General features: G+C 72.1%; 27 protein-coding genes and 1 rRNA gene. 19 read left to right on the plus strand and 9 right to left on the minus strand.

Going from position 1 to position 26617, the window contains the following annotated elements; genetic code table 11:
• From rrf to IE316_RS29425, 9 genes are all read left to right on the plus strand, one after another.
• A 5S ribosomal RNA gene (gene rrf, locus IE316_RS29385) occupies positions 1-81 on the plus strand; the annotation flags it as partial.
• A 72-nt stretch (positions 82-153) separates the two neighbouring features.
• Complete coding sequence (locus IE316_RS29390) at positions 154-798, plus strand: HAD family hydrolase (protein WP_190207576.1); 645 nt, start codon at positions 154-156, stop codon at positions 796-798.
• A gap of 83 nt (positions 799-881) precedes the next feature.
• Positions 882-2120, plus strand: a complete 1239-nt coding sequence (locus tag IE316_RS29395) for an MFS transporter (RefSeq protein WP_190207577.1) — start codon at positions 882-884, stop codon at positions 2118-2120.
• Positions 2071-3246, plus strand: coding sequence for an acetoin utilization protein AcuC (locus IE316_RS29400; RefSeq protein WP_190207578.1), 1176 nt, complete (start codon positions 2071-2073; stop codon positions 3244-3246). The genes IE316_RS29395 and IE316_RS29400 overlap by 50 nt, the downstream gene beginning before the upstream one ends.
• A 192-nt stretch (positions 3247-3438) precedes the next feature.
• Positions 3439-4254, plus strand: a complete 816-nt coding sequence (locus tag IE316_RS29405; protein ID WP_190207579.1) for a phosphatase — start codon at positions 3439-3441, stop codon at positions 4252-4254.
• A 129-nt stretch (positions 4255-4383) separates the two neighbouring features.
• Positions 4384-4593: a helix-turn-helix domain-containing protein gene (locus IE316_RS29410; protein ID WP_190207580.1), complete on the plus strand. Its 210-nt coding sequence runs from the start codon at positions 4384-4386 to the stop codon at positions 4591-4593.
• A gap of 154 nt (positions 4594-4747) precedes the next feature.
• The gene (locus tag IE316_RS29415) at positions 4748-4846 is read left to right on the plus strand and encodes a 30S ribosomal protein bS22 (RefSeq protein ID WP_003948845.1); all 99 of its coding nucleotides are present in this window, start codon (positions 4748-4750) and stop codon (positions 4844-4846) included.
• 230 nt (positions 4847-5076) lie between these two features.
• Entirely contained in the window at positions 5077-6138 is a 1062-nt protein-coding gene (locus tag IE316_RS29420; RefSeq protein WP_190207581.1) for an NAD-dependent epimerase/dehydratase family protein, read from the plus strand.
• A gap of 14 nt (positions 6139-6152) precedes the next feature.
• Complete coding sequence (locus IE316_RS29425) at positions 6153-7199, plus strand: lysophospholipid acyltransferase family protein (protein ID WP_190207582.1); 1047 nt, start codon at positions 6153-6155, stop codon at positions 7197-7199.
• A 64-nt stretch (positions 7200-7263) separates the two neighbouring features.
• Here IE316_RS29425 and IE316_RS29430 read toward each other — a convergent pair whose 3' ends face one another.
• From IE316_RS29430 to IE316_RS29440, 3 genes are all read right to left on the minus strand, one after another.
• Positions 7264-8508, minus strand: coding sequence for a DUF5667 domain-containing protein (locus IE316_RS29430; protein WP_190207583.1), 1245 nt, complete (start codon positions 8506-8508; stop codon positions 7264-7266).
• Between the two features lie 220 nt (positions 8509-8728).
• Positions 8729-9508, minus strand: coding sequence for an ECF subfamily RNA polymerase sigma factor, BldN family (locus IE316_RS29435; protein WP_190207584.1), 780 nt, complete (start codon positions 9506-9508; stop codon positions 8729-8731).
• 337 nt (positions 9509-9845) lie between these two features.
• Entirely contained in the window at positions 9846-10769 is a 924-nt protein-coding gene (locus IE316_RS29440) for an HAD family hydrolase (RefSeq protein WP_190207585.1), read from the minus strand.
• Positions 10770-10874: 105 nt separating this feature from the next.
• On the opposite strand from IE316_RS29440, the gene IE316_RS29445 reads away from it, so the two are divergent.
• The 5 genes from IE316_RS29445 (at position 10875) to IE316_RS29465 (ending at position 16554) form a co-directional block, all read left to right on the plus strand.
• Positions 10875-11162, plus strand: coding sequence for a glutaredoxin family protein (locus IE316_RS29445; RefSeq protein ID WP_190207586.1), 288 nt, complete (start codon positions 10875-10877; stop codon positions 11160-11162).
• A 274-nt stretch (positions 11163-11436) separates the two neighbouring features.
• Positions 11437-12198, plus strand: a complete 762-nt coding sequence (locus tag IE316_RS29450) for a redox-sensing transcriptional repressor Rex (protein WP_190207587.1) — start codon at positions 11437-11439, stop codon at positions 12196-12198.
• Positions 12195-13892, plus strand: coding sequence for a glutamyl-tRNA reductase (locus IE316_RS29455; RefSeq protein ID WP_190207588.1), 1698 nt, complete (start codon positions 12195-12197; stop codon positions 13890-13892). Before IE316_RS29450 ends, IE316_RS29455 begins: the two co-directional genes overlap by 4 nt.
• A complete protein-coding gene (hemC, locus tag IE316_RS29460; protein ID WP_190207589.1) occupies positions 13889-14848 on the plus strand; it encodes a hydroxymethylbilane synthase in 960 nt (319 codons plus the stop codon). Before IE316_RS29455 ends, hemC begins: the two co-directional genes overlap by 4 nt.
• Complete coding sequence (locus IE316_RS29465) at positions 14845-16554, plus strand: bifunctional uroporphyrinogen-III C-methyltransferase/uroporphyrinogen-III synthase (RefSeq protein ID WP_190207590.1); 1710 nt, start codon at positions 14845-14847, stop codon at positions 16552-16554. Before hemC ends, IE316_RS29465 begins: the two co-directional genes overlap by 4 nt.
• Positions 16555-16588: 34 nt before the next feature.
• Here the strand turns inward: IE316_RS29465 and IE316_RS29470 are convergent, their stop codons facing one another.
• The 4 genes from IE316_RS29470 to IE316_RS29485 are packed head-to-tail and all read right to left on the minus strand — an operon-like array spanning position 16589 to position 18040.
• A complete protein-coding gene (locus IE316_RS29470; protein WP_190207591.1) occupies positions 16589-16783 on the minus strand; it encodes a DUF397 domain-containing protein in 195 nt (64 codons plus the stop codon).
• 44 nt (positions 16784-16827) lie between these two features.
• On the minus strand, positions 16828-17007 hold the full coding sequence (locus tag IE316_RS29475; protein WP_229910604.1) for a DUF397 domain-containing protein: 180 nt from the start codon (positions 17005-17007) through the stop codon (positions 16828-16830).
• An 11-nt stretch (positions 17008-17018) separates the two neighbouring features.
• Entirely contained in the window at positions 17019-17210 is a 192-nt protein-coding gene (locus IE316_RS29480) for a DUF397 domain-containing protein (RefSeq protein ID WP_190207593.1), read from the minus strand.
• On the minus strand, positions 17207-18040 hold the full coding sequence (locus IE316_RS29485; RefSeq protein ID WP_190207594.1) for a helix-turn-helix domain-containing protein: 834 nt from the start codon (positions 18038-18040) through the stop codon (positions 17207-17209). Before IE316_RS29485 ends, IE316_RS29480 begins: the two co-directional genes overlap by 4 nt.
• Before the next feature lie 120 nt (positions 18041-18160).
• Between IE316_RS29485 and hemB the strand changes: the two genes are divergently transcribed.
• Positions 18161-19153 carry a porphobilinogen synthase gene (gene hemB, locus IE316_RS29490; RefSeq protein WP_190207595.1) on the plus strand — a complete coding sequence of 331 codons (993 nt, stop codon included), beginning with the start codon at positions 18161-18163 and terminating at the stop codon, positions 19151-19153.
• Positions 19154-19211: 58 nt separating this feature from the next.
• On the opposite strand, the gene IE316_RS29495 is transcribed toward hemB, so the two are convergent.
• Positions 19212-19946 (minus strand): DUF4232 domain-containing protein, encoded by a 735-nt coding sequence (locus tag IE316_RS29495; RefSeq protein WP_190207596.1) that lies wholly within the window; start codon positions 19944-19946, stop codon positions 19212-19214.
• Positions 19947-20182: 236 nt separating this feature from the next.
• Between IE316_RS29495 and IE316_RS29500 the strand changes: the two genes are divergently transcribed.
• From IE316_RS29500 to IE316_RS29515, 4 genes are all read left to right on the plus strand, one after another.
• Positions 20183-21562: a helix-turn-helix domain-containing protein gene (locus IE316_RS29500; RefSeq protein WP_190207597.1), complete on the plus strand. Its 1380-nt coding sequence runs from the start codon at positions 20183-20185 to the stop codon at positions 21560-21562.
• 95 nt (positions 21563-21657) lie between these two features.
• Positions 21658-22560: an SAM-dependent methyltransferase gene (locus tag IE316_RS29505; RefSeq protein WP_190207598.1), complete on the plus strand. Its 903-nt coding sequence runs from the start codon at positions 21658-21660 to the stop codon at positions 22558-22560.
• Between the two features lie 100 nt (positions 22561-22660).
• The gene (locus IE316_RS29510) at positions 22661-23884 is read left to right on the plus strand and encodes an aminotransferase-like domain-containing protein (protein WP_190207599.1); all 1224 of its coding nucleotides are present in this window, start codon (positions 22661-22663) and stop codon (positions 23882-23884) included.
• A 95-nt stretch (positions 23885-23979) separates the two neighbouring features.
• Positions 23980-24828, plus strand: a complete 849-nt coding sequence (locus tag IE316_RS29515; RefSeq protein ID WP_190207600.1) for an arylamine N-acetyltransferase family protein — start codon at positions 23980-23982, stop codon at positions 24826-24828.
• Here the strand turns inward: IE316_RS29515 and argS are convergent.
• Entirely contained in the window at positions 24806-26566 is a 1761-nt protein-coding gene (gene argS / locus IE316_RS29520; protein ID WP_190207601.1) for an arginine--tRNA ligase, read from the minus strand. The two genes, IE316_RS29515 and argS, sit on opposite strands and share 23 nt — an antisense overlap.
• Between the last annotated feature and the right edge of the window lie 51 nt (positions 26567-26617).

Below are 26617 nucleotides of genomic sequence, written 5' to 3' on the forward strand. Positions count from 1 at the left end.
ATTCCGAACCCGGAAGCTAAGCCTTACAGCGCCGATGGTACTGCAGGGGGGACCCTGTGGGAGAGTAGGACGCCGCCGAACAATTATTCAAGGGAAACCCCGCACCTTTCGGTGCGGGGTTTTTCGTTTTTCTGGGTCGTTTACTGTCGAGGTATGCGCTACGACCTGGTCATCTTTGACAACGACGGTGTGCTCGTCGACAGCGAGCCGATTTCCAACCGGCTGCTGGCCGCCTATCTCACGGAGCTGGGGCACCCGACCTCGTACGAGGACTCCCTGCGGGATTACATGGGGGCCGCCATGCACCGGATCCATGATCTGATCCGGGAGCGGACGGGCCAGGAGCTGCCCGCGGATTTCGACGAGGTCTTCCACGGGCGGGTGTTCGCGGCGTTCGAGCGGGACCTGGAGCCGGTGCCCGGGGTGGTCGGGGTGCTGGAGAAGCTGGCCGCGGACGGGGTGGCGTACTGCGTGGCGTCCTCGGGGAGCCATGAGCGGATACGGGTGGGGCACCGGAAGACCGGGCTGGACCGGTGGTTCGACGAGGGCCGGGTCTTCAGCGCGGAGGATGTCGGGCGGGGGAAGCCGGCGCCGGACCTGTTCCTGTACGCGGCCGAGCGGATGGGCGTGGCGCCCGGGCGGTGCCTCGTCGTCGAGGACAGCCCGCTCGGGGTGGCGGCCGCGGTGGCGGCCGGCATGGATGTCCTCGGGTTCACGGCGATGACGCCGGCGGAGAAGCTGGCGGGGGCCGGGCGGCTGTTCGGCGACATGAGCGAGCTGGCCGACCTGCTGGTCTGAGCCGGACCAGGGAAGGAAACTGAGGAAGATTCAGCTTTGACTGGATCTGTTCAGGGGTGGGCCGGGGACCTACGCTCGCCGCCATGACGGATGTGCTGCGGCATGGCAGGGCCTCTCTGGCGTTCGGCTTCTTCGCTCAAGGTGCCGCGTTCGCCCTGCTGGTGACGCGGATTCCGGCCATCCAGGACCGGTACGGGGTGTCCGACGCGTTGCTGCCGGCCTTCCTGGCCGCCGTGCCCGTGCTCGCCGGGGTGGGGAGCGTGGTGACCGAGTGGCTGGTGCGGCGGATACGGCCCAGCCAGGTGCTGCGGTGGTCCCAGCCGGTGGTGCTGCTGGCGCTGCTCGGGGTCGGGGCGGGGGACCGGGTGGCCGTACTGGCCGCCGCGCTCGGCGTCTTCGGCCTGGCGGTGGGGGCGCTGGACGCCTCGATGAACATGCTCGGGGTCAGTCTGCAGCGGGCGTACGGGCGGAGCATCATGCTCGGGTTCCACGCGGCCTACAGCCTGGGCGGGATTCTGGGCGCCTCGCTGGCGTGGGCGGGGGCGCACTGGGGGCTGGCGCTGTGGGTGTCGTATCTGCCGGTGGTGGGGGTGCTGTTGCCGGCGGTGCTGGTGGGGAGCCGGTGGTACGTCGACCGGAAGGCGGACGGGGAGGGGGCGGGGGGTGCGTCCGGTGCGGTGGGGGGCGGGGGTGTGGGGTTTCGGGTGTTGCTGCCGTTGTGCCTGGTGATGACGTTCGCGTACATCGGGGATTCGACGGTCTCCAACTGGAGTGCGAAGTACCTCCAGGACGTGCTGGGCAGTTCGGAGCAGTTGGCGACCGTGCCGTACAACGTGTACATGGTGACCACGCTGCTGGGGCGGGCGGTCGGGGACTTCGGGGTGCGGCGGTTCGGGGCCGTGGCGGTGGTGCGGGGCGGGGCGCTGACTGCGGCGGCGGGGTTCGCGGTGGTGGCGGGGGCGCCCGGGGCGTGGGTCGGGATGGGCGGGTTCACGCTGCTGGGGCTGGGGTTGTGCGTGCTGGTGCCGCAGACGTTCGCGGCGGCCGGGCGACGGGCCTTCGAGCAGTACGGGTCCGCGGGCTCGGACGCGGCCGTCGCCCGGTTGAACATCTTCAACTACGTGGGCTTCCTGATCGGTTCGCCGCTGGTCGGGGCGCTCGGCGGTGCCTGGAGCTATCGCGGGGCGATGCTGGTACCGATGGTGTTGGTGCTGGTGACACTCGTGTACGCCCGGTCGTTCGGGACTCAACCTGACCGATACGGTGGCGGGCATGAGCGGTCGGGCACGGCTTATGTGGGACGAAGCGGTAACGGGCTATGACTTCGGTCCGGACCATCCGATGGATCCGGTGCGGCTGGCGCTGACGCGGCGGCTGATCGGGGCCTTCGGGCTGGACCGGGAGCTGGACGTGGTCGCCGCGAAGGCGGCCGGGGAGTCGACGTTGCGGCTGGTGCACCGGGAGGACTACATCGCGGCCGTGAAGGCGGCGTCGGCGGACCCGGGGGCGGCGGACGGGTCGTACGGGCTGGGGACGGTCGACGATCCGGCGTTCGCCGGGATGCACGAGGTGTCCGCGCTGATCGCGGGGCAGTCGGTGGCGGCGGCGGAGGCGGTGTGGCGCGGGGAGGCGCTGCACGCGGTGAACTTCGCGGGCGGGCTGCACCACGCGATGCCGGGGTCCGCGTCGGGGTTCTGCGTCTACAACGACGCGGCCTTGGCGATCGCGCGGCTGCTGGAGCTGGGGGCCGAGCGGGTGCTGTACGTGGACGTCGACGTGCATCACGGGGACGGGGTGCAGGCGGCGTTCTGGGAGGACCCGCGGGTGCTGACCGTATCGCTGCACGAGCATCCCCGGACCCTGTTCCCGGGGACCGGGTGGCCGGAGGAGACGGGGGCGGACGGGGACGCGGAGGGGTCGGCGGTGAACGTCGCGCTGCCGGCGGGGACGGGGGACGCGGGGTGGCTGCGGGCGTTCCACGCGGTGGTGCCGGAGCTGGTGGCGTCCTTCCGGCCGCAGGTGCTGGTGACGCAGCACGGGGCGGACACGCACTTCGAGGACCCGTTGGCGCACCTGGCGGTGTCGGTGGACGCGCAGCGGGCGGTGCAGCGGGCGTGCCATGAGCTGGCGCACGAGTACGCCGGGGGGCGGTGGGTGGCGCTGGGCGGGGGCGGTTACGCGGTGGTGGACGTGGTGCCGCGGTCGTGGACGCATCTGGTGGGGATCGCGGCGGGGCGGGAGGTGGCGCCGGAGGCGGAGATTCCGGAGGCGTGGCGGGGGGAGGTGTTCGCGCGGACGCGGCGGGTGGGGCCGGGGCGGATGACGGATGGGCGGTGGCCGGTGTCGTGGGAGGGGTGGGAGGGGGGGTACGACCCTGCGGATCGGGTGGATCAGGCGGTGTTGGCGGTGCGGAGGGCGGTGTTTCCGTTGCGGGGGTTGCTGGCGTGACGGTGTTGTGGCGGGTGGGTTGGTTGTGCGGGTGGGCGGGGCGGCGTGGGGGTGGTTCGGGGTTGTGGGGTGGGGGGCGTTGTTGTCGGGGGGTGGGTGCGCTGCCCGGCGGTGCGGGGTGCCGCCTGCGCCCACCCGTGCCGCCCTAGGCGGCACGTATGCCCGCAGGCTGGGAGGTTCGGAGGTGAGGGCGTGGGTGGTGAGGGTGACCTTCGGGGTTATCTGGTGCGGGTGGGGATCGCGGGGGTGGTGGGGGCGGCGCGGGAAGGGAGTTTGCGGAGGTATCGGGCTTTCGCGGCGCGGGATCCTCGGGTGACCCTCGGGATCGAGCCCGTGGGGGAGTGGACGGTCGGGGACGTGATCGGGTTGATGGCCGAGAAGTGTGGAGTCTCGCCCGATCCTCGGCATACTTCGGGGCAGGATGTGATCGACCCTGAACGGACGCTGGCCGCCCTGGACGCCTTCGCGGACCGGCTCGCCGTGGTCGCCCGGCGTCGCGCTCCCGTGCTCCTGGGCACCGGGCACCCCCATCGGCTGCTGGGCTTCTACGCCGGATTGGCGGGCGCCCTGTCGGCGGCGGGATGTACTGTCCTCACCCCCGCGCAGGGTCGCCGTGTCGACATAACGACCCGGTTCGGCCTACGTACGTACAACCTCGACTACGTACGAGGTGTCGCGTTGGTGCGCGACGCCGGCGCCGAACGCACCGGTTGTGAGCCCGGCGCACACACGCACTCACCCCTCCCGGTTCGGGCCGCGCTGGCCGGTGCGGCGGAGGGCTCGGGGGTGCTGCCGGAGCTGGTGATCGGAGACCACGGATGGGTCTGCGGAGCAGGTCAGCTAGGGTTCGAGGCCATCGGGCTGGCTGATGTGGACGACCCCGCGCTCTTCGTGGGGCAGGCAGAGGGATCGGTGTCCGTCGTCGTTCCACTTGATGACGGCGTGCGGTCCGATTACTACCTGCCGCTTACCCGCTACGTACTCAAACGAGCGTGTCTGTCCCAGTAGGGCGCCGATGCGTGCACCTCTTCCCCACTCGCATCACCCGCACCTACATTGGGGAGTGAGCACGCAGCGACGAAGAGTCACCGGAAGGGGAAGCCGGTGGCCGTCGAGTGCGGAAGGTTCAGGTGTGTCATGGCTGCAGAGCAACGGCCTCTGAGCGAGGTTCAGTTTCTTACCGTGGCGGAGGTCGCCTCGGTGATGCGAGTGTCCAAGATGACCGTGTACCGGTTGGTGCACAGCGGTCATCTGCCCGCGATCCGGGTGGGGCGGTCCTTCCGCGTCCCGGAGAATGCGGTTCACGAGTACCTCCGCGAGAGTTTCGTGGGGGTGGACACGGCCTGACGGTGATCAGGGAGGGGCCCCCGGGGTCTCTTCGGGCCTCTCCCGCCCCCTCGATTACGGTCTCAGCGCTCGGGCGGGTAGGCTAAGCCCTCGTAGGTCGTGTGGGCCCATGGCGCCCAAACAACCGAGTGATGAGAAGTGAGCGAGGGTAGTCGTGGGCTCTGTTATCAAGAAGCGGCGCAAGCGGATGGCTAAGAAGAAGCACCGCAAGCTGCTCAAGCGCACGCGCGTCCAGCGTCGTAACAAGAAGTAGGCGACGCGGCGCCGCGAAGGCGTGACCGTGGCCCCCCACCGGATCCGGTGGGGGGCCACAGTCGTCCCTGCCGCCGTACCGGGGACGGACCCGTCCTTTCTCGTCAGGTGGGGCCTTCGGCGTCGTCGCGGCGCGACACCGACCCGCTAAGTTGGCCCGCGGGCGGGGAACCCGGCAGGGTACGCAGGGAAAGGCGTCCCGGCTCCACCGGCGGAAGGAAGGCGCGGATCTTGGGCAAGGTCGTGCTCGTGACCGGAGTGGCGCGTCGACTGGGGGGCCGTTACGTGCGGCGGGCGATGCGCGATCCCGATGTGGACCGGGTCATCGGCGTGGACGCGGTCCCGCCCGAGCACCACCTGGGCGGCGCCGAGTTCGTCCAGGCCGACATCCGGCAGCCCACCATCGCCCGGGTGCTCGCCGAGACGGGCGCCGACACGGTCGTCCACATGGACGTCACGGGCACCCCGCTCGGCGGCGGCAGCCGGACCACGGTCAAGGAGACCAACGTCATCGGCACCATGCAGTTGCTCGGCGCCTGCCAGAAGTCGCCGAACGTGCGGCGGCTGGTGGTCAAGTCCAGTACCAATGTGTACGGTTCGGCGTCCCGCGACCCGGCCGTGTGCGTCGAGACGACCCCGCCGAGGTCGCTGCCGAGCGGCGGGTTCGCCAAGGACATCGTCGAGGTCGAGGGGTACGTACGGGGCTTCGCGCGCCGGCGGCCGGACGTCGCGGTGTGCGTGCTGCGGTTCGCCAACATCCTGGGCCCGACCGTGGACACGCCGCTCGCCTCGTACTTCTCGCTGCCGGTGCTGCCGACGGTGTTCGGCTACGACCCGCGGCTGCAGTTCGTGCACGAGGACGATGTGATCGAGGTGCTGCGGACCGCCTCGCGCGAGCCGCGGCGGGGCACGCTGAACAGCGGCACGTTCAACATCGCCGGTGACGGTGTGCTGACCCTCTCCCAGTGCTCCCGGCGCCTGGGCCGGCCCACGGTGCCGCTGCTGCTGCCCGCGGTCACCTGGGCGGGCTCCCTGGTGCGTACGCTGGGCATGACGGACTTCTCCCCGGAACAGATCCGGCTGCTCACCCACGGCCGGGTCGTGGACACCACCCAGATGCGCGAGACGCTGGGATTCGAGCCGAAGCACACCACCGCGGACACGTTCGCGGACTTCACGCGCAGCCGGGGACCCGGGCTGCTCCCGCCGGAGGCCCTCGCGGGGGCCGTCGACCGGATCGCGGCCCTGGCCCGCGGGGGCAGCGGCCCTCTCCCGACGCAGAGCGCCAACTGAGGAGCGCAGCAACGATGGCGGACGCCAAGGTCATTCCGTTCGACGACGACCGGTCCCGGGGCGGCGCGGGACAGCGCCCGGCGCGGCGCCGGGGTGCGGGGAGCCGCCGCAAGAGCGCTGCGGAGCCCGGCCCGGTGGGCGAGGTCCAGGCGCTGCCCACCGGGGCCGCCGCCGGGCCCGGGGAGGAGCCGGAGCGGCCCCCGCGGGACGCCGACGACCCGGGCGGCCTGGAGCGGCGTATCGCCGGCGGCCTGTCCTTCCTGCGCCGCCGGCTGACCGGTGACTACGAGGTCGACGACTTCGGGTACGACGCCGAGCTCACCGACCAGGTGCTGATGTCCCTGCTGCGGCCGGTGTACGAGAAGTACTTCCGGGTCGAGGTGAAGGGCGTGGAGAACATCCCGTCCGAGGGCGGCGCGCTGATCGTCTCCAACCACTCCGGGACGCTGCCGCTGGACGGCCTGATGCTGCAGGTCGCCGTGCACGACCACCATCCGGCGGGCCGGCATCTGCGGCTGCTCGCGGCCGACCTGGTGTTCGCGCTGCCGGTCGTCAACGAGCTGGCGCGCAAGCTGGGCCACACGCTGGCCTGCGCGGAGGACGCGGCGCGGCTGCTCGGCCAGGGGGAGCTGGTCGGGGTGATGCCGGAGGGGTTCAAGGGGCTCGGCAAGCCCTTCGGGGACCGCTACAAGCTGCAGCGGTTCGGCCGGGGCGGGTTCGTCTCCACGGCGCTGCGCGCGGGGACGCCGATCATCCCCTGCTCGATCGTGGGGGCCGAGGAGATCTACCCGATGATCGGCAACTCCCGGACCCTCGCCCGGCTGCTGGGGTTCCCGTACTTCCCGATCACCCCGACGTTCCCGTGGCTCGGGCCGCTGGGCGCGGTGCCGCTGCCGACGAAGTGGACGATCCAGTTCGGGGAGCCGATCGCCACGGACCACTATCCGGCGGAGGCGGCCGAGGACCCGATGCTGATGTTCAACCTGACCGATCAGGTCCGGGAGCAGATCCAGCACACCCTCTACAAGCTGCTGGTGCAGCGCCGGTCGGTGTTCTTCTGACCTTGCCCCGACATGCCGGTACGGCGGTGGGAGGGGGATTCCCACCGCCGTACCGGTCGGGGTGCTACTCGGTGTCCTCGCCCTGGATGCCCAGGCCGGGCAGCAGGCCGGGGATGAGGGGCGGGAGGGTGACGTCCGGCTCGGGGACGGGCGTCTTGCTCCTGCTCCCGGTGGAGGGTGAGGTGGGGGTGCTCTCCTTCGGCGGGTCGAGCAGGCCGCCCGTGTTGCCGCCGAGCAGGCCCTCCTCGTCGCTGCCGGACGCGGAGGGCCGGCTGGGCCGGTCGCTGCCGGTCCGGCCGTGCTCGGCGGAGCCGTCGTCGCCGGTGCTGGGGGGCGCCGTACGGCTGCTGCCGGGGGTGTCCGTGGTGGCGGTCCCGGAGTCGCCCGGCCGCACGCTGTCCTGGTCGTCCTCGGCGGGCGGTTCGGGGAGCAGGGAGCGCAGCGGGGCGACGTCCTGCTCTATGGCGTCGAACACCGAGGTCACCTGCTCGCTGACGTCCCCGAGCTGGACCGGCAGCCGGTCGCGGAGGGCTCCCCAGGTCTCGCGGTGGGAGCGCGAGAAGGCGGAGAGGGTCCGCATCGGGCCGAGGGAGCCGGGGTCGCGGGCGTAGGCCGCGCTGAGCAGCCGGTGGCCCTCGGCGGCGTCGTGCCGCATGCCGGTGAGGGCGCGGCGGATCTCGCCGAGGGACTCGTGGTCGAGCTGTCCGCCGCGGTCGCGCTCCAGCAGCCGGCGGGCCTCGCTGAGCCGGGTGGACGCCTGGTCGAGGTAGGCGCGGCCGCGGTCGGTCTCGCCGTCGGCGAGGCCGAGCTTGAAGTCCTCGATGCCGCGCTTGAGGCCGTAGAGCGAGTCGCCGGGCAGGGCGTCGGTGCTGGCCGCGGCGACGGAGCCGAAGGCCCCGGCGGCCACGCCGACACTGAGCCCGCCCGCGGTGAGCCCCTTGGCCAGCCTGCTGCGGGGGCGGAGCCGCTTGAGCGGGGTCGCCCGGTGGGCGCCGCGGGACCGCCGCTGCTCGGGCACCGATGGGTCGGTCGCCTCGCCCCGGGCGGTGCCCTCCTGGAGCATGGCCTCGAACGCGGCCACCAACTGGGCCCGCTGGACGGCCTTGACCTCGGGGTCCAGCGTGGGTTTGGGCAGCGCGTCGAGACCGGCGGCCAGGGCTACCAGGTGCCCTGGTCCGGTCGGGTCCGCGGCGGCCTCGGCCGGTGCCGGTCCGTCCGGCTGCTCGGCCGCCGTGTCCGGGTCGGACTGCTCCTCCAGAGCCTGGGCGAAGGCGTTCGCCCGCCGGTGCGCCGATACGTTCGCGATCACTGGCGGCACCTCCTCTCGTCATCACGGTCGACTCCCCAGGGGGCCTGAGGGTTCCACACCCTGCCCGCAAACCACACGAACGTGTGACAGGGGTCGGCCAGGATGTGACCACAGGGAGCCTGCATCCCGCACAACGAGCGGCGCGGCACTTGGGTTACGGACGGCGGGCAAGCCGTCGGAGGAGTCAACGGGCGGTAAGCGGTGGGTGATTCGGGGCAGGTCAGCGGGCGTCGTCGGGGAGCAGCCGGGCGAGGGTGCGCACGGCGCGGTACTGGAGGGTCTTGATGGCGCCCTCGTTCTTGCCCATCACGCGGGCGGTCTCGGCGACGGAGAGGCCCTGGAGGAAGCGGAGGGTCACGCACTCCTGCTGCTGGGGGTTGAGCCGGCGGACGGCGTCCAGCAGGGCGGCGTTGGAGAGGGACTCCAGGACGGAGTCCTCGGGGGAGCGCTCGACCTCGTTGGCGTCGAGCATCTCGCCGGTGGTGACCTCCAGCCGGAAGCGGCTGGACTTGAAGTGGTCGGCGACCAGGTTGCGGGCGATCGTCACCAGCCAGGCGCCGAAGTCGCGGCCCTGCCAGGTGAAGGTGCCGATGCGGCGCAGGGCGCGCAGGAACGTCTCGCTGGTCAGGTCCTCGGCGGTGGCCTTGCCTCCCACGCGGTAGTAGATGTACCGGTACACGGTGTCGCTGTACTGGTCGTAGAGGCGGCCGAAGGCGTCGGCCTCGCCGGCCTGGGCGCGCTCGACCAGGTCCATCATGCGGGCGCTGTCGCTGTCCGCGGCGGGGCGGCGCACGGTCGTCCCCGGTGCGCGCCCGCGTCTGCCGACGGCGGCACTGCCGTCGGCCAGCGCGTAGCACGGGCCGGCGGGGGCGGTGGCCGCGGCGAGGGCGGGGACGGCGTACGCGGTGGGGACGAAGTCGCGCAGCAGGTCTTGGATCGATTTGACCGTTGCGCGCAGCGTAGCCAGGCCCGAGGCGTCAACCCCGACGTGTGGGTACACGGGACTCCCAGAGGCAGAGCTTCCATCACGTGCAGTGCGGGACCTTTCACCCGTCGTAGCGACGGAAGGGTTCCGGATTGCGTCTGAGGAGAATAACGCTTCGTACAGGCGCTGCTACACCCAGTTGCTCAAATCATCGATTACGTCGCTTGTGTAACCGATTGACGCCCGATCGGCTGTCTGAGCGTGATCGCTTCCTGATCGGTTCGGTTCGTCTTCCGGTTGGCCACGGAGCGTGTTGTGCCCGGGTGAGCGCGCGGGGACTGAGGGCCCGGTTCCGCGGGTACGTCAGAGGGATTGGCCACCGGGTACGTCACCGGAGTGGCCGCCGGGTCCGTCAGTGGCGGCGGCGGTGCAGGGCGATCGCCGCCGCGGTGCCGCCGGCCACCGCGCCGACGCCGGCCGCCGCGGGGATGCCGACCTTGGCGGCCTTGCGGCCGGTGCGGTAGTCCCGTAGCCGCCAGTCCAGTTGCCGCGCGTGTTTGCGCAGTTTGGCGTCGGGATTGATCGCGTAGGGGTGGCCGACCAGCGACAGCATCGGGATGTCGTTGTGCGAGTCGCTGTAGGCGGCGCAGCGGCCCAGGTCCAGGCCCTCCGCGGCGGCCAGGGCGCGCACCGCCTCCGCCTTGGCCGGGCCGTGCAGCGGCTCGCCGACCAGCCTGCCGGTGTAGACGCCGTCGACGGACTCGGCGACCGTGCCCAGCGCGCCGGTCAGGCCCAGCCGGCGGGCGATCACCTGGGCGATCTCCACCGGGGCGGCGGTGACCAGCCAGACCTTCTGGCCCGCGTCCAGGTGCGCCTGGGCGAGCGCGCGGGTGCCGGGCCAGATCCGCTCGGCCATGTACTCGTCGTAGATCTCCTCGCCGATCGACTTCAGCTCGGAGACGCGGTGGCCCTTGACGATGGAGAGGGCCGAGTCGCGGGCCTCCTGCATGTGCTCGGGGTCCTCGACGCCGGCCAGCCGGAACCACGCCTGCTGCCAGGCGAACCGGGCCAGGTCCCGGGTCTCGAAGAACTTGCGCTTGTACAGGCCCCGGCCGAAGTGGAAGAGGGCGGCGCCCTGCATCACCGTGTTGTCCAGGTCGAAGAAGGCGGCCGCCCGCTCGTCGCCGTGGACCGGGAAGTCCGGTTCCTCGGCGGTGGGCGGGGCGGGGGCGTCCTGGGCGGATTTGCGGGCTGCCTCAGCCGAAGCCTCGCCGGCCAGCACGCTGCGCGCGGTGGCGGAGCGCCTACGGGGAGAGAGCCATCCGAGAGCGGCCATGCTCGTGAGCATAGTCAGTCTGTTCGGACGGTTCGGAGCCGAGAGGTGGGGAGGCCGTGAACTCCGCGCGACCGGTCCGGTGCGGGACGCGCGAGAATGGCCCGTATGAGCCCCGTCTTCCGCAGAAAGACGCCGCCGCGTCCTGAGCATCACCTGGTCACCCTCATCCGCAAGCCCGGCTGCCATCTGTGTGATGACGCACAGCAGGTGGTCGAGAAGGTCTGCGCCGAGCTCGGCGTCCCGTGGGAGGCGAAGGACATCACCGAGGACCGGAGCCTGTACGACGCGTACTGGGAGCAGATCCCGGTGGTCCTCGTCGACGGCCGGCAGCACACCTTCTGGCGTGTGAACGAGGAGCGGCTGCGCAGGGCACTGACCGACCAGTCCGAGTAGTCCGGATGGTCGCTTAGGATCGATGGCGACTTGGTCTCGGGGGCGTTGATCGTGAGGAGCGTGTGCGGCTTTGCCCCCAATGAGAGAGGAACGCGTGTGCGGGCGCGCCGGTTCCCGGCGAATGCGCCGGGGGCGCGTGACCCCGGTCACGTTGGCCGGGCAAATCGGACACCATCTTTGTGCACGCGTTCACAAAGACATAGCCTGCATTCGACGGGGCGGTCATGTAGGGACGTATGACCGCCTACAGCCCCGCTCTACCCGCAGGAGCACCGTGGCAACTGGCCGAACACACCGACCGGCGACCCGCAGCCGAGGGATTCCCGAGGCCACCGTCGCCCGGCTTCCGCTGTACCTCCGAGCCCTCACCGCGCTCTCGGAGCGCTCGGTGCCCACGGTCTCGTCCGAGGAACTGGCGGCAGCGGCGGGAGTCAACTCCGCGAAGCTGCGCAAGGACTTCTCCTACCTCGGTTCGTACGGGACCCGGGGCGTCGGCTACGACGTCGAGTATCTCGTCTACCAGATCTCCCGTGAACTCGGCCTGACCCAGGACTGGCCGGTTGTGATCGTAGGAATCGGCAACCTCGGGGCCGCGCTGGCCAACTACGGCGGCTTCGCCTCGCGGGGTTTCCGGGTCGCCGCGCTGATAGACGCCGATCCGGCAATGGCCGGAAAGCCGGTGGCCGGCATCCCCGTGCAGCACACCGACGACCTGGAGCGGATCATCCAGGACAACGGCGTCTCCATCGGCGTGATCGCCACCCCGGCCGGCGCCGCCCAGCAGGTCTGCGACCGGCTCGTGGCCGCCGGTGTCACCTCCATCCTGAACTTCGCGCCGACCGTGCTGAACGTCCCGGACGGCGTCGACGTGCGCAAGGTCGACCTCTCCATCGAGCTGCAGATCCTCGCCTTCCACGAGCAGCGCAAGGCCGGCGAGGAGGCCGCCGCGGCCGACACCGCCGTGGCGCCCGCCGCCCGCAGGCAGCCCGCCGACAAGGGACCCGACGGGGACGTGCCCGCCGTGATGCCGGCATGAGTCTCCTCGTCGTCGGCCTCAGCCACCGCAGCGCCCCGGTCAGCGTCCTGGAACGGGCCTCGCTCAGCGCGGATGCCCAGGTCAAGCTGCTCCAGGACACCGTCGCCGCCGAGCCGGCCGCCGAGGCCGGGGTACTGGCCACCTGCAACCGCATCGAGCTCTACGCCGACGTGGACAAGTTCCACGCCGGGGTCGCCGAGCTGTCCACGCTGCTCGCCCAGCACAGCGGCGTCGGCCTGGACGAGCTGACCCCGCACCTGTACGTGCACTACGAGGACCGGGCCGTCCACCACCTGTTCTCGGTGGCCTGCGGCCTGGACTCGATGGTCGTCGGCGAGGGGCAGATCCTCGGCCAGATCAAGGACGCCCTGGCCCGGGCACAGGAACTGCACACCGCCGGCCGTCTGCTCAACGACCTCTTCCAGCAGGCCCTGCGGGTCGGCAAGCGCGCCCACTCCGAGACCGGCATCGACCGCGCCGGACAGTCCCTGGTCACCTTCGGCCTGGAGCAACTGGCCGCCGGCGGTGACGTGCGGAGCTGGGCCCGCGGCAAGAAGGCCCTGGTCATCGGCGCCGGGTCGATGTCCTCGCTGGCCGCCGCCACGCTGGCGCGGTCCGGGGTCGCCGAGGTCGTGGTCGCCAACCGCACCTTCGAGCGCGCCGAGCGGCTCGCCCGCGTCCTCACCGAGGGCGACGACACCGCGGTGACGGCCCGCGCGGTGCCGATGGACGCCGTCGCCGACGAACTGACACGTGCCGACGTCGCCGTCTCCTGTACCGGCGCGACCGGGCTGGTCCTGGGCGTGGACACCGTGGTCGCCGCCGTCGAGGACCGCACCGGGGAGCGCGTCGCGCTCGCCGAGGCCCCCCGCCCGGCCGCCGTTCCCGAGCAGTCCCCGGCGCCCGCCGCCGAGGAGGGCTGCCCGCTCGACCTGAGCGCCGTACCGACCGGCTTCTCCGTCCTGGGCGAGGCCGCCGTGGCCGGCCTGGACGCGGCGGCGCTGGAGCAGCACGCCGCCTGGGTGGCCGGCGGCACCGCCGTGGACCGCGCCCGCGAGGCCGGACGCCCCGGCCCCGAGGACGACGCCGAGCTGATCGCCGCGCTGGCCGCCACCGCCGCCCGCACCGGCCGGGTGCCCGAGCTGCGCCGGCCCGAGCCGGTCGCCGGGGTGCCGCGCCCGCGGCCCGCGCTGTTCCTGCTCGACCTCGCCATGCCGCGCGACATCGACGCCGCCGTGCACCAACTGGCCGGGGTACGGCTGGTCGACATCGAGTCGCTCGCCGAAGCCTCCGCCGACGCCCCCATGGCCGCCGACGTCGACCAGGTCCGGCGGATCGTCGCCGACGAGGTCGCCGCCTTCGGGGCCGCCCAGCGGGCCGCGCACATCACCCCGACCGTGGTCGCCCTGCGCAGCATGGCCGCCGAGGTGGTCGCCGGTGAGCTGGCCCGCCTCGAGGGACGGCTGCCCGGCCTGGACGACAAGCACCGCGCGGAGATCACGCAGACCGTCCGGCGCGTGGTCGACAAGCTGCTGCACGCGCCGACTGTGCGGGTCAAGCAGCTCGCGGCCGAGCCCGGCGGCGCCGGGTACGCGGACGCGCTGCGCACCCTGTTCGACCTCGGTCCCGAGACGGTGGCCTCCGTCTCCCGGGCCGGGAACAGCACCACCGGAGAGAACCGAGGGCCGGCATGACTGAGAAGGCACTGAGGCTGGGGACCAGGCGCAGCAAGCTCGCCATGGCCCAGTCCGGGCAGGTGGCGGACGCCGTGAGCCAGGTGACCGGACGGCCCGTCGAACTGGTCGAGATCACCACGTACGGCGATGTGTCGCGGGAGCAGCTCGCGCAGATCGGCGGCACGGGCGTGTTCGTGGCCGCGCTGCGCGAGGCGCTGCTGCGGGGTGAGGTCGACTTCGCGGTTCATTCGCTGAAGGACCTGCCCACCGCGCAGCCCGACGGCCTGGTCCTGGCCGCCGTACCCGAGCGCGAGGACCCGCGCGACGTGATCGTCGCCCGGGACGCGCTGAAGTTCACCGACCTGCCCCGGGGGGCGCGCATCGGTACCGGTGCGCCCCGGCGCATGGCCCAGTTGAACGCGTACGCCCGGACGCACGGACTGGACATCGAGACCGTCCCGATCCGGGGCAACGTCGACACCCGCATCGGATACGTCCGCGGCGGCGAGCTGGACGCCGTCGTACTGGCCGCCGCCGGGCTGAACCGGATCGGCCGGATCGACGAGGTGACCGACTTCCTGTCGGTCGACACGGTGTTGCCCGCCCCCGGCCAGGGGGCCCTGGCGATCGAATGCCCCGCGCACGACGCGGAGCTGATCGCCGCGCTCGGCGAACTCGACGACCCGTTCACGCGGGCCGCCGTCACCGCCGAGCGGTCACTGCTCGCCGCCCTGGAAGCCGGTTGCAGCGCGCCCGTCGGCGCGTTGGCCGACTTGCTGGCCGACGGGCAGATTGTCAAGGAAATGCGCCTGCGCGGCGTCGTCGGCACCACCGACGGCTCGACGCTGGTGCAGTTGTCCACCACCGGTCCCGTGCCCGAGACGCACGAGGCGGCACTGGCACTCGGTCGCGAACTCGCCACCGAGATGCTCGCCCAGGGCGCGGCCGGTCTGATGGGGGAGCGAGAACATTGAGCCCCACCGCCCTTCCCGCCGGTCCGGAACACGGGCACGTCACCTTCCTCGGTGCCGGACCCGGAGATCCGGGACTGCTGACTCTGCGCGCCGTGGAGGCACTGGCGCACGCGGACGTCCTCGTCGCCGAGCACGAGGTGCTCGACGTCGTACGGACGCACGCCCGGCAGGGCGTCGCCGAGGTGCACACGGACGCGGACCCCGCCGGGAATCCGCTGCCGGCCACAGGCACGCCCCAACTGACGGTCGTTGACGGCGCGTCAGCAACCGTCGGCGTCCCCGCTGTGCGGGATGCCGCACATCTTGTCATGGAGGCCGCGCGGGGCGGCAGGCGGGTGGTGCGTGCGGTGTCCGGGGACCCCGGGCTCGACGCGTACGCCGCCGAGGAGATGCTGGCGTGCGCCGCCGCCGGGGTGCCCTTCGAGGTCGTCCCCGGCGTCGCGACCGCCGTCGGCGTGCCCGCGTACGCCGGTGTGCCGCTGCGCGACGCCGAGGGCGCGGACGTGCGGTTCGTGGACGCCCGCACCGCCTCCGACCGGTGCTGGACCGAGGTCGGCGCCTCCGACGGCACGGTCGTGGTCTCCGCCACGCTGGACTCGGTGGCCGCCGCCGCGGGCGAGCTGGTGTCGGCCGGCCGCAAGCCGGACACCCCGCTGACCGTCACGGTCGCCGGGACGACGACCCGGCAGCGCACCTGGTCGGCGACGCTCGGCACCATCGCGCAGACCCTGAAGCAGGCCAAGGTGCTGCCGTCCCCGGACGGCGGCCGACCGGTGATAGCCGTGGTCGGTGAGCGTTCCGCCCCCGCCCGGCGCGACCAGTTGTCGTGGTTCGAGTCCAAGCCGCTGTTCGGCTGGAAGGTGCTCGTGCCGCGCACCAAGGAGCAGGCGGCCTCGCTCTCCGACCAACTGCGGTCCTACGGCGCCGTCCCGCACGAGGTGCCGACCATCGCCGTCGAGCCGCCGCGCACGCCCCAGCAGATGGAGCGCGCCGTCAAGGGCCTGGTCACCGGCCGCTACGAGTGGATCGCCTTCACCTCGGTCAACGCGGTCCGGGCGGTCCGCGAGAAGTTCGAGGAGTACGGGCTCGACGCCCGCGCCTTCGCCGGGATCAAGGTCGCGGCGGTCGGCGAGCAGACCGCCAAGGCGCTCATCGCCTTCGGCGTCAAGCCCGACCTGGTGCCCAGCGGCGAGCAGTCCGCCGCCGGTCTGCTGGAGGACTGGCCGCCCTACGACCCGGTCTTCGACCCGATCGACCGCGTCTTCCTGCCCCGCGCCGACATCGCCACGGAGACCCTCGTCGCCGGGCTGATCGAGCTGGGCTGGGAGGTCGACGACGTCACCGCCTACCGGACGGTACGGGCCTCGCCGCCGCCGGCCGAGACCCGCGAGGCGATCAAGGGCGGCGGCTTCGACGCGGTGCTGTTCACCTCGTCGTCCACGGTGCGGAACCTGGTCGGCATCGCGGGCAAGCCGCACAACGTCACGGTGATCGCCTGCATCGGCCCCGCCACGGCCAAGACCGCCGAGGAACACGGGCTGCGGGTCGACGTCATGGCCCCCGAGCCGTCGGTCATGAAGCTGGCGGAGGCCCTCGCCGACTTCGGCGCGCGCCGCCGCGCGGCGGCCATCGAGTCGGGCGACCCGGTGACGCGACCGAGCGAACGCCGTCCCGGCGCCCGCCGCCGCCGCTCCACGACGACGTGACCCAGACGAGGCGCCCTCACCGGGCGCCTCGTCTTCACCCGTTGCCGGGGGGTGTGGTTCCGGCGTACGGCAGGAAGCGTGTCCAGGCGGCGGAACCGACGGCGAGGTGACCCCGCTGCGGGTCCTTGGAGTCACGTACCCATACACGGTCCGGGCCGGGGGTGGCGACCTCGACGCAGTCGGGGCCGCTGGGTGTGCTGTAGCTGCTTCTTGTCCACTCCAGGGTCATGTCTCTCCGAATGCCTTCGAGGCGTCCCTCTCGGGTGCCTCGTCTCAGCCGTTCTCTGGCCGTGTGGTCCCTGTGTACGGCAGGAAGCGCGTCCAGGCGGCGGAACCGACGGCGAGGTGACCCCGCTGCGGGTCCTTGGAGTCACGTACCCATACACGGTCCGGGCCGGGGGTGGCGACCTCGACGCAGTCGGGGCCGTCGGGCGTGCTGTAGCTGCTCTTCATCCACCGCGGGTTCATGTCTCTCCGAGTGTGGTTCCGGCGTACGGCAGGAAGCGCGTCCAGGCGGTGGAACTGACGGCCAAGTGGCCCTGGTGCGGCTCCTTCGAGTCACGTACCCATATGCGGTCCCGGGCGGGCGTGGCGACCTCGACGCAGTCGGGGCCCTCGTCCGTGCTGTAGCTGCTTTTTATCCACTCCAGGGTCATGTCTCTCCAAGCACTTTCTCGATGAGGGCTGTCGACTCCCCGGGGCTGAGAGCCTGTGCCCGGATGATTCCATAGCGCATGTCGAGGAGTTGGACCTCTTTCGGATCGGCGATCACCCGGCTGATGTGCTGCACCTCGACGTGCCCGACCGTGGTGCCGCCCTGGAGCCGGAGCAATCTGAACGATCCGGCGAGGCCCGAGTTCTCGTCGCGGTCCAGAGGCAGGACTTGGAGGTCGACATTGCGCAACGCGGAGATCTCCAGCAGATGTTCGAGCTGTCGGCGAAGCACCGCCTTTCCCCCGATGCTGCGGCGGAGGGTGGACTCGCACTGCACGAAGCTGAAGACAGGACGGGCCGCCGACCCATCGATGATCGTCTGACGGGCCACGCGGGCCGCCAGCCGCCGGTCCAGCTCCTCCGCCGGGAACGGCGGGCGGCGTGCGCTGAAGACGCCTCGTGCGTACTCCTCCGTCTGCAACAGCCCCTGGATGACGGAGTTGTTGTAGGCGCACAGCTCGGTCGCGTCCGCCTCCAGTTTCTTGAGGTTGCGTACCTTCTTCGGGTACCGGACCTCCGCCACGTCCTCCTTCAGTGCGGCGATCTTGCCGTGGGCGCCCAGGACTTCGTCCGCGCGGTCCAGGTACTCGGGGCGGGGGATGCGGCGGCCGCGTTCGACGGAGGCGATGAGTTCGTCGCCGTAGCCGATGGCCGCGCCGAAGTCGGGGCGGGACAGGCCCGCCGCCTCGCGCCACAGGCGTAACTGCCGGGCGACCGTCTTGATCACCGCCCCGGCCTCGTCGTCGTCCGGGGATGCGTCCCACTCGCTCATACTCCTCGCCCTCCCGTCAGCGGTACGTCACAGGCTACGCATGTACGGACACGCTTGGTGAGTAGAAGTCCGACTTGGCGTCGGCAAACGCACGGGCGGGGCGGGCGTAGCGTAGGTGGTATGTCGACGTACGGAAGCTTTCCCGGTGCCCGGCCCCGGCGGCTGCGGAGCACGCCCGTCATGCGTCGGATGGTCGCCGAGACCCGGTTGCACCCCGCCGACCTCATCCTCCCCGCGTTCGTGCGCGAGGGTGTGAGCGAGCCGGTGCCGATCGCGGCGATGCCCGGCGTGGTGCAGCACACGCGGGACACGCTGAAGAAGGCGGCCGCCGAGGCGGTCGCGGCCGGGATCTCCGGGATCATGCTGTTCGGTGTGCCGGAGGAGGAGAAGAAGGACGCCCTCGGCACGGCCGGGACCGATCCCGAGGGGATTCTCCAGGTCGCCCTGCGCGATGTGCGGGCCGAGGTCGGGGACGAGCTGCTCGTCATGTCCGACCTGTGTCTCGACGAGTTCACCGATCACGGGCACTGCGGGGTGCTGGACGCCCAGGGGCGGGTCGACAACGACGCCACCCTGGAGCGGTACGCCGAGATGGCGCAGGTGCAGGCCGACGCCGGGGCGCACGTGGTCGGGCCGAGCGGCATGATGGACGGGCAGATCGGCGTCGTCCGGGACGCGCTCGACCAGATCGGGCGGGAGGACGTCGCGATCCTGGCGTACACCGCGAAGTACGCCTCCGCCTTCTACGGGCCCTTCCGGGAGGCCGTCGGCTCCTCGCTCCAGGGCGACCGCAAGACCTACCAGCAGGACGCCGCCAACGCGCGGGAGGCGCTGCGGGAGGTGGCGCTGGACCTGGAGGAGGGCGCCGACATGGTCATGGTCAAGCCGGCCGGGCCCTACCTCGACATCCTCGCCAGGGTCGCGGACGCGGTGGACGTGCCGGTGGCCGCGTACCAGATCTCCGGGGAGTACTCGATGATCGAGGCCGCGGCCGAGAAGGGCTGGATCGACCGCGACCGGGCGATCCTGGAGACGCTCACCGGCATCAAGCGCGCGGGCGCCCGCAACATCCTGACGTACTGGGCGACCGAGGTCGCCCGCACGCTGCGCTGACCTCCCGTGCCCTGGTCCGCCCGGGCGGGCGGGCCAGGCAGGGCGTCGTCCGTGCCCTTCAGTGGCTGAGGGCCTCGCCCATCGAGGTCAGCCAGTAGGTGACCTTGAGGGTGCTGTCGACGTAGACGCCGTCGGCGGGCAGGGTGACCGTGGCGATGGAGCCGTTGTCGAAGGGGACCGTCAGGGTCTTCGCTGTGTAGCCGTTGCTACCGCTGCCGTCGGCGGCGGAGGTCAGCACGCCCGCGTAACCGGACTTGCCGGGGGCCAGCGTGGTCACCGCCTGCGGCTGGGAGGCCGCCACGACCGGCGGCACGGCCTGCGCCTGGTCGAACCGGGCCACCGGGTACGCCGGCAGGTAGCAGGTCGTCGAGCCGGTGTTGGTGGCGGTCAGCAGCAGGTGGTTGAGCGGGCGGGAGACCTCCGAGGCGGTGATCTTCACATCGGCCGCGGAGCACTTGCCGGGCTTCGCCGCGGCGGTGTCCGTGCCGGTACGGGCGGTGGTGGCGTTGTTCGACTTCGGGTTGTCGTTCGTCGTTGCGTCTTCGTTCGTCTGTGCGCTGTCGTTCGTCTTCGTGTTGCCGGTGTTGTTCGTGTTCGCTGACGTGTTCTCGTTCTGCTCGCCGGTGGCCTTGTCCGTGCCGGGCTTCGTCTCGGGGGAGGCGGAGACCTCGGTGGTGGCGGTCGGGGCGGAGGAACCCTGGTCCGTACCGTTCTGGCAGGCCGTCAGAGAGAGCGCGGCCAGCGCCACCGTGGAAGCGGCGAACAGGCGGATGCGGGTGGTGCGTGCGGACATGGGTCCCCCTTGGAGTACGTGGCGATTCTTACGTGGTTGGTACGGGCCGCTCGACCGTTCGCCGGGAGCGGCTGCTTGACTGGTCACAGCCTGGGGCCGCCGTCGTCCCGGTCGCCAGCGGTGCCGGAGCTTGCGGGACACTGGGATGCCGGGAACGCACTGACCTGCGGGAACGTCTCCCTTCTGGGACGGCCCACGGGGACGAGGAAACGGGGATACGGGGAGTGGGAGGGACAGTGGCGGAGGACGACTTCGCTGGACTGCTGCGGGAGCTGAAGGAGCGGTCCGGCCTCAGCTACGGGGTGTTGGGCAAGCGGTTGCACATGAGCGCGTCGACGCTCCACCGGTATGTGAAGGGGGAGGTCGTCCCGGCGGAGTTCGCGCCCGTGGAGAGACTGGCGCGGCTCTGCCGGGCGACCCCGGAGGAGCTGCTCGAACTCCACCGCCGCTGGATTCGCGCGGACGCGTTGCGGGGGGTGAAGCCGGAGCCCGCCGGTACGGGGGAGGCGGCGACCCGAGTGACGCCCCAAGCAGTGACTCAAGTAACGCCCCAGGCAACGCCCGAGCCCGTCGCCGACGCCGACGCCGCGTCCAATGACGCCGAGGACCGCGGGCCCGGTGACGAGTCGTCGGACGCGGACGGTGCCGTCACCGTCGTCGGTGGTCCCCCGCGCGGCGGCGAGGGCGGACGGCCGCGGCGGCGGGCCGCTCTGTACGGCGGGGCCGGTCTCGGGGTCGCCGCCGCCCTCGCGCTCGTCGTGACGCTGCTGCCGGACGGCGGGGACGGCGGCAAGGAACCGGCCGGCGCGGTCGCCGGGGCCACCGCGTCCCCCCGCGTGTCCGCGTCCGCCTCGGACTCGGCCTCGCCGTCCGCCAGCGCCCGCTCGGGCTCGCCCAGCGCCAGCGCCAGCGCCAAGGCGAGTGGCCGCGCCTCCGCGTCGCCGACCGGGGCCGGGAAACCGAACGCCACCGCCGAGGCGGCCGCCCCGGCGGGCCGGGCCGGCGTGCCCGAGGAGACGGGCACGCCGATCACCGTGCAGACCAGCCCGTACTACTGGGACGTACCCTGCGAGCAGGACTTCCTGATCGACCGCAGCCCGCAGAACGTACCGAAGCCGCCCCCGCAGCAGGACGTGGTCGGCTACGCCGCCTCGCTCGGGGCCGTCGCCGCCGACCGGCAGCAGGTCGCGCTCACCGTGCAGGGCACCGGCACGCAGACCGTCGTCCTGCGGGGCCTGCACGTCCGGGTCGTGGGCAGCGGGGCGCCGCTGGACTGGAACCGGTACACGATGGGCGTCGGCTGCGGCGGCGGCATCGGCCCCAAGTCCTTCGACGTCTCCCTCGACCTGGGCAACCCCCTGGCGACGCCGATCAACGGGCAGCGGGACTTCCCGTACAAGGTGAGCGAGTCCGACCCCGAGGTCTTCTACGTCACCGCGCACACCAGCGGGCACGACGTGCGCTGGTACCTGGAGCTGGACTGGTCCAGCGGCTCCCGCACGGGCACCGTCCGGATCGACGACCACGGCAAGCCGTTCCGGACCAGCGCGGCGGGCAAGGACTACTACGGGTGGATGCTGGGCGGCACCAAGTGGGACCACTTCGACGGCAATTGAGCACGGGCGGCGGGCGGGCCAACGGCCGTGCCACGTAAGGTGATCGAGCGTGCGAACGCCGTCCGTCCGCCCCTCATTTCCCCATGGAGACACCCATGACCGGTGACGCGCTCAGCCAGGACCCCGCGGAGCTGCGGAGGAGGATCGACAGCACCAAGGCGCACCCGGCCCGGGTCTACGACGTCTTCCTCGGCGGCAAGGACCACTACCCGGCCGACCGGAACGCGGCCGCCGCGGGGCTCGCCGCCAACCCGCGCGGCTACCTCGACGTACGGCACAACCGGGACTTCCTGCGCCGCGCCGTCACCGCGCTGTCCGGCGAGGACGGCATCCGGCAGTACCTGGACATCGGCACCGGACTGCCCACCGCCGAGAACGTCCACCAGATCGCCCAGCGCATCGCCCCCGAGTCCCGGGTGGTGTACGTCGACAACGACCCCGTCGTCCTCGCGCACGCCCGCGCGCTGCTGACCAGCGGGCCCGAGGGGCGCACCGACTACATCGACGCCGACCTGCGCGACCCGGGGACCATCCTCGAACAGGCCGCGAAGGTCCTCGACTTCGACCGGCCGATCGCGCTCTGCCTCGTCGCCGTACTGCACTTCGTCGAGGACGCCGAGGCGTACCCGATCGTGCGGGAACTGGTCGAGGCGCTGCCCGCCGGCAGCCGGGTGGTGCTCAGCCACCTCACCGAGGACCTCAACCCGGAGAACATCCGCGCGGTGCAGCGGACGTACACCGAGCGGGGGTTCACCTTCGTGCTGCGGACCCGGGCGGAGGTGACGCGGTTCTTCACGGAGAACGGGCTGGAGCTCGCCGAGCCCGGGATAGTGCCGGTGCACCACTGGCGGCCCGACCACGCCGCGCCCGTGGCCGAGCGGCCGGACGAGTCGGTGCTCGCGGGCCTCGACGACATCGAGAAGGTGCGGTACCAGGACATCAACGACGTGACGGACGCCGACATCAACGTCTACGCGGGAGTCGCCGCCAAGGGCTGATCCGGTGCCGGGGCGTCCGCATCACGGAAACGTGCCTGTAGACGGCACGTATATGCCTAGGCTGCGGGACCAGCCGTGATCGCAGCCGAAGGGACCCGTCATGACCGTCACCGAGCCCGCCCCCGTCCCCGCCCCGGCCACCGGTGCCCCGCTGCCGGCGCTGGCCGCGCGGGCCCGGTCGATCGGCGGGTCGCCGGTGCGGGACATCCTCGCCGTCACCGCCCGTCCCGAGGTGATCAACTTCGCGGGCGGGCTGCCCGCGCCCGAACTCTTCGACGCCGACGGGGTCGCCGCCGCCTACCAGGCGGTCCTCACCACGGCACCGGGACGGGCCCTGCAGTACTCCACCACCGAGGGCGAACCCGCCCTGCGCGCCGCGCTCGCCGACCGCACCACCGCCCGGGGCCTGCCCACCGCGCCCGACGACCTCCTCGTCACCACCGGCTCCCAGCAGGCCCTGTCCCTGCTCGCCACCGCCCTCCTCGAACCCGGCGACACCGTCCTCGTCGAGGACCCCTGTTACCTCGCCGCCCTCCAGGTCTTCGGCTTCGCCGGCGCCCGTGTGCTCCCCGTGCCCGGCGACGCCCACGGGCCCGACCCCGAGGCGCTGGAGGACCTGGTCGTGCGGGAGCGCCCGAAGCTGCTCTACACCGTCCCCACCTTCCAGAACCCCACCGGCCGCACCATGCCCGCCGAGCGCCGCGCCGCCGTCGCCGAGGTCGCCGCCCGGCGCGGGCTGTGGATCATCGAGGACGACCCGTACGGGGAGCTGCGCTTCGAGGGCGAGCGGGTGCCGTGGATCGCCGCCCACGAGGCCGCCCGGGACCGGACCGTGCTGCTCGGCTCCTTCTCCAAGGTGATGGCACCCGGCCTGCGGCTGGGCTGGCTGCGCGCCCCCGAGCACCTGCGGCGGGCCTGCGCGGTCGCCAAGCAGGCCGCCGACCTGCACACCCCGACCGTCAACCAGCTCGCCGCCGCCCGGTACCTGGCCGACCGGGACCTGGACGCCCACGTCCGCCGGGTCGCGGCGGCCTACGGGCAGCGCCGGGACGCCATGCTCGCGGGGCTGGCGGACGCGCTGCCCGAGGGGTCGGTGTGGAACCGTCCGGAGGGCGGCATGTTCCTGTGGGCCAAGCTGCCGGAGGGGTACGACACGGCCGCGCTGCTGCCCGGGGTGGTCCGGCACGACGTGGCCTACGTGCCCGGGGTGCCCTTCTACGCCGGGGAACCCGACCGCGCCACCCTGCGGCTCTGCTTCGTGACGCAGACGCCCGGGGAGATCGCCGAGGGACTGCGCCGGCTGGGCGCGGCGCTGCGGTCGTAGGACCTGACGTAGGACCTGACGTAGGACCAAAGGACGGGCCCGGTTCCGGCCGTGGGGGGCGGCCGGGCGGGGCGCCCGTTCCGTACCGTGGGGTCATGGCTGACAGTACGCGGGAAACCCCCTTCGACCTCGACGGATACTGCGAACGGATCGGCTGGCGGGGGCCCCGGCGGGCCGACGCGGACACCCTGCGGGGCCTGCACCTCGCCCACCTGAGGGCGATCCCGTTCGAGAACCTGGACGCGCTGGCCGGCCGTGCGCCCTCCCTGCGCCTGGCGGACCTGACGGCCAAACTGGTGCGCGGGCGGCGCGGCGGCTACTGCTACGAGCACAACACCCTGTTCGCCCGCGTCCTGCGCGAGCTGGGCTACGGGGTGACCCTGCTGGCCGCCCGGGTCGTGGTGGGCGCCGAACGGATCGAGGACCGGCCCCGCACCCACTCGGCGCTGCTGGTCGAGGTGCCCGGCACGGCGGAGCCCTACCTCGCCGACGTCGGCTTCGGGTCGATCGGGTCGCTGCTGGAGGCGGTGCCGCTGCGGGCGGACACCGAGTTCCACGACGCGGGGCGCCGGCACCGGCTGGTCCGCCCGCCGCACCCGGGCCCGCTGGAGACCTGGCTGCTCCAGGCGCACCTCGACGGCGGCTGGCAGGGGCAGTACGCCTTCACGCTGGAGCCGTTCACCGCGTCCGACTACGAGGTCTTCAACTGGCACGTGGCGACCGACCCGCGCTCCCCGTTCAACCGCCGCCCCTACCTCCAGCGGCTCGTCCCGGGCGGGCATCTGTCGCTCGACGGCGACCGGATCGTGGAGACCCGCGACGACGGCACCGTCACTGAGCGGAAGCTGACCGGGGACGACGAGGCCCGCCGGGTCGTCGAGGAGGAGTTCGGCCTCGACGTCCCGGCGGGCCTGGTGCCGCTCAGAGCCGCTCGGGCGTCCTGATGCCCAGCAGGGCCATGCCCCGGTGCAGGGTGCGGGCCGTGATGTCGCACAGGAACAGGCGGTTCTCCACCTGCTCGGGCGACTCGGCCTTCAGCACCGGGCACTTGTCGTAGAAGGACGTGTACAGCGAGGCGACCTGGTACAGGTACGCGGTCAGCTTGTGCGGGGCGTACTCCGCCGCCGCCTCCGCGACCGTCTCCCCGAACGCGTCCAGGTGCAGCCCCAGGGCCCGCTCGGCGGGGTGCAGCGCCAGCTCCGGGTGGGCCGCCGGCCGCACCTCGCCCGCCTTGCGCAGGATGGACCGGATCCGGGCGTACGCGTACTGGAGGTAGACGGAGGTGTCGCCGTTGAGCGAGACCATCTGGTCCAGGTCGAACTTGTAGTCCCGGTTCGCCGACGTCGACAGGTCCGCGTACTTCACCGCGCCGATGCCCACCTGGGCGCCCCGCTCGGCGATCTCCGCCTCGGACAGGTCCTGCGCCTTCTCCCGTACCACCGCCGAGGCCCGGTCGATGGCCTCGTCGAGCAGGTCGACCAGCCGGACCGTCTCGCCCGCACGGGTCTTGAACGGCTTGCCGTCCTTGCCGAGGACCGTGCCGAACGCCAACTGCAGCGCCGTCACCTCGTCGTTGAGCCAGCCCGCCCGGCGCGCGGTCTCGAAGACCATCTTGAAGTGCAGCGACTGACGGGCGTCGACCACGTACAGCAGCGTGTCCGCCTTCAGGTCGAAGACCCGGTTGCGGATCGCCGACAGGTCGGTGGCCGCGTAGCCGTAACCGCCGTCCGACTTCTGCACGATCAGCGGGACCGGCTTGCCGTCCGGGCCCTTGATGTCGTCGAAGAAGACGCACAGGGCGCCCTCGGAGCGGACCGCGACCCCGGACTCCTCCAGCAGGCGGCAGGTCTCCGCCAGCATGTCGTTGTACCCGGACTCGCCGACGATGTCCGCGTCCCGGATGTCCATGTCCAGCTTCTCGAAGACGGAGAAAAAGTAGATCTTCGACTCGTCGACGAACTTCTGCCACATGGCCAGCGTGTGCGCATCCCCGGCCTGGAGGTCGACCACCCGGCGCCGGGCCCGCGTCTTGAACTCCTCGTCGGAGTCGAACAGCCTGCGCGCGGCCTTGTAGAGCCGGTCCAGATTGGACATCGCCTCCTCGCCGGAGACCTCCCCGGCCCCGTGGTCCAGCTCGTGCGGGTGCTCGTCCAGGTACTGGATGAGCATGCCGAACTGGGTGCCCCAGTCGCCGATGTGGTGCCGCCGCACGACCGTCTCGCCGGTGAACTCCAGGATCTGCCGGACCGCGTCGCCGATCACCGCGGACCGCAGATGGCCGACGTGCATCTCCTTCGCCACGTTGGGCTGGGCGTAGTCGATGACCGTCGTGCCCGGGTGCGCGGCGAGCGGCACGCCGAGCCGGCCGGTGTCGTCCGCGTACCGCGCGGCCAGGTTCCCGGTGATCGCCCGGTCGCCGACCGTGATGTTCAGGAAGCCGGGCCCGGAGACCTCGATGTCCGCGATCAGCTCGCCCGTCGTGATGTGCGCGACCACCTCGGTGGCCAGCTCCCGCGGGTTCGCCTTCTCCTTCTTCGCCAGCGCCAGGATGCCGTTGGCCTGGTAGTCCGCCCGGTCGCTGCGTCGCAGCAGCGGGTCCGCGGCGGCCTGGGGCCGCACGGCGGCGAGGGCGGACGCGAGCTGCTGCTGGACGGAGTCGCTGAGGGACGTGACCGGAGCCATAGGAAGGGGTGCCGTTCTCCTCGTGGGGATCGATAGACACGCCCAGTGTCT

This window comes from Streptomyces fumanus, from assembly GCF_014655295.1.
Lineage (GTDB): Bacteria > Actinomycetota > Actinomycetes > Streptomycetales > Streptomycetaceae > Streptomyces > Streptomyces fumanus.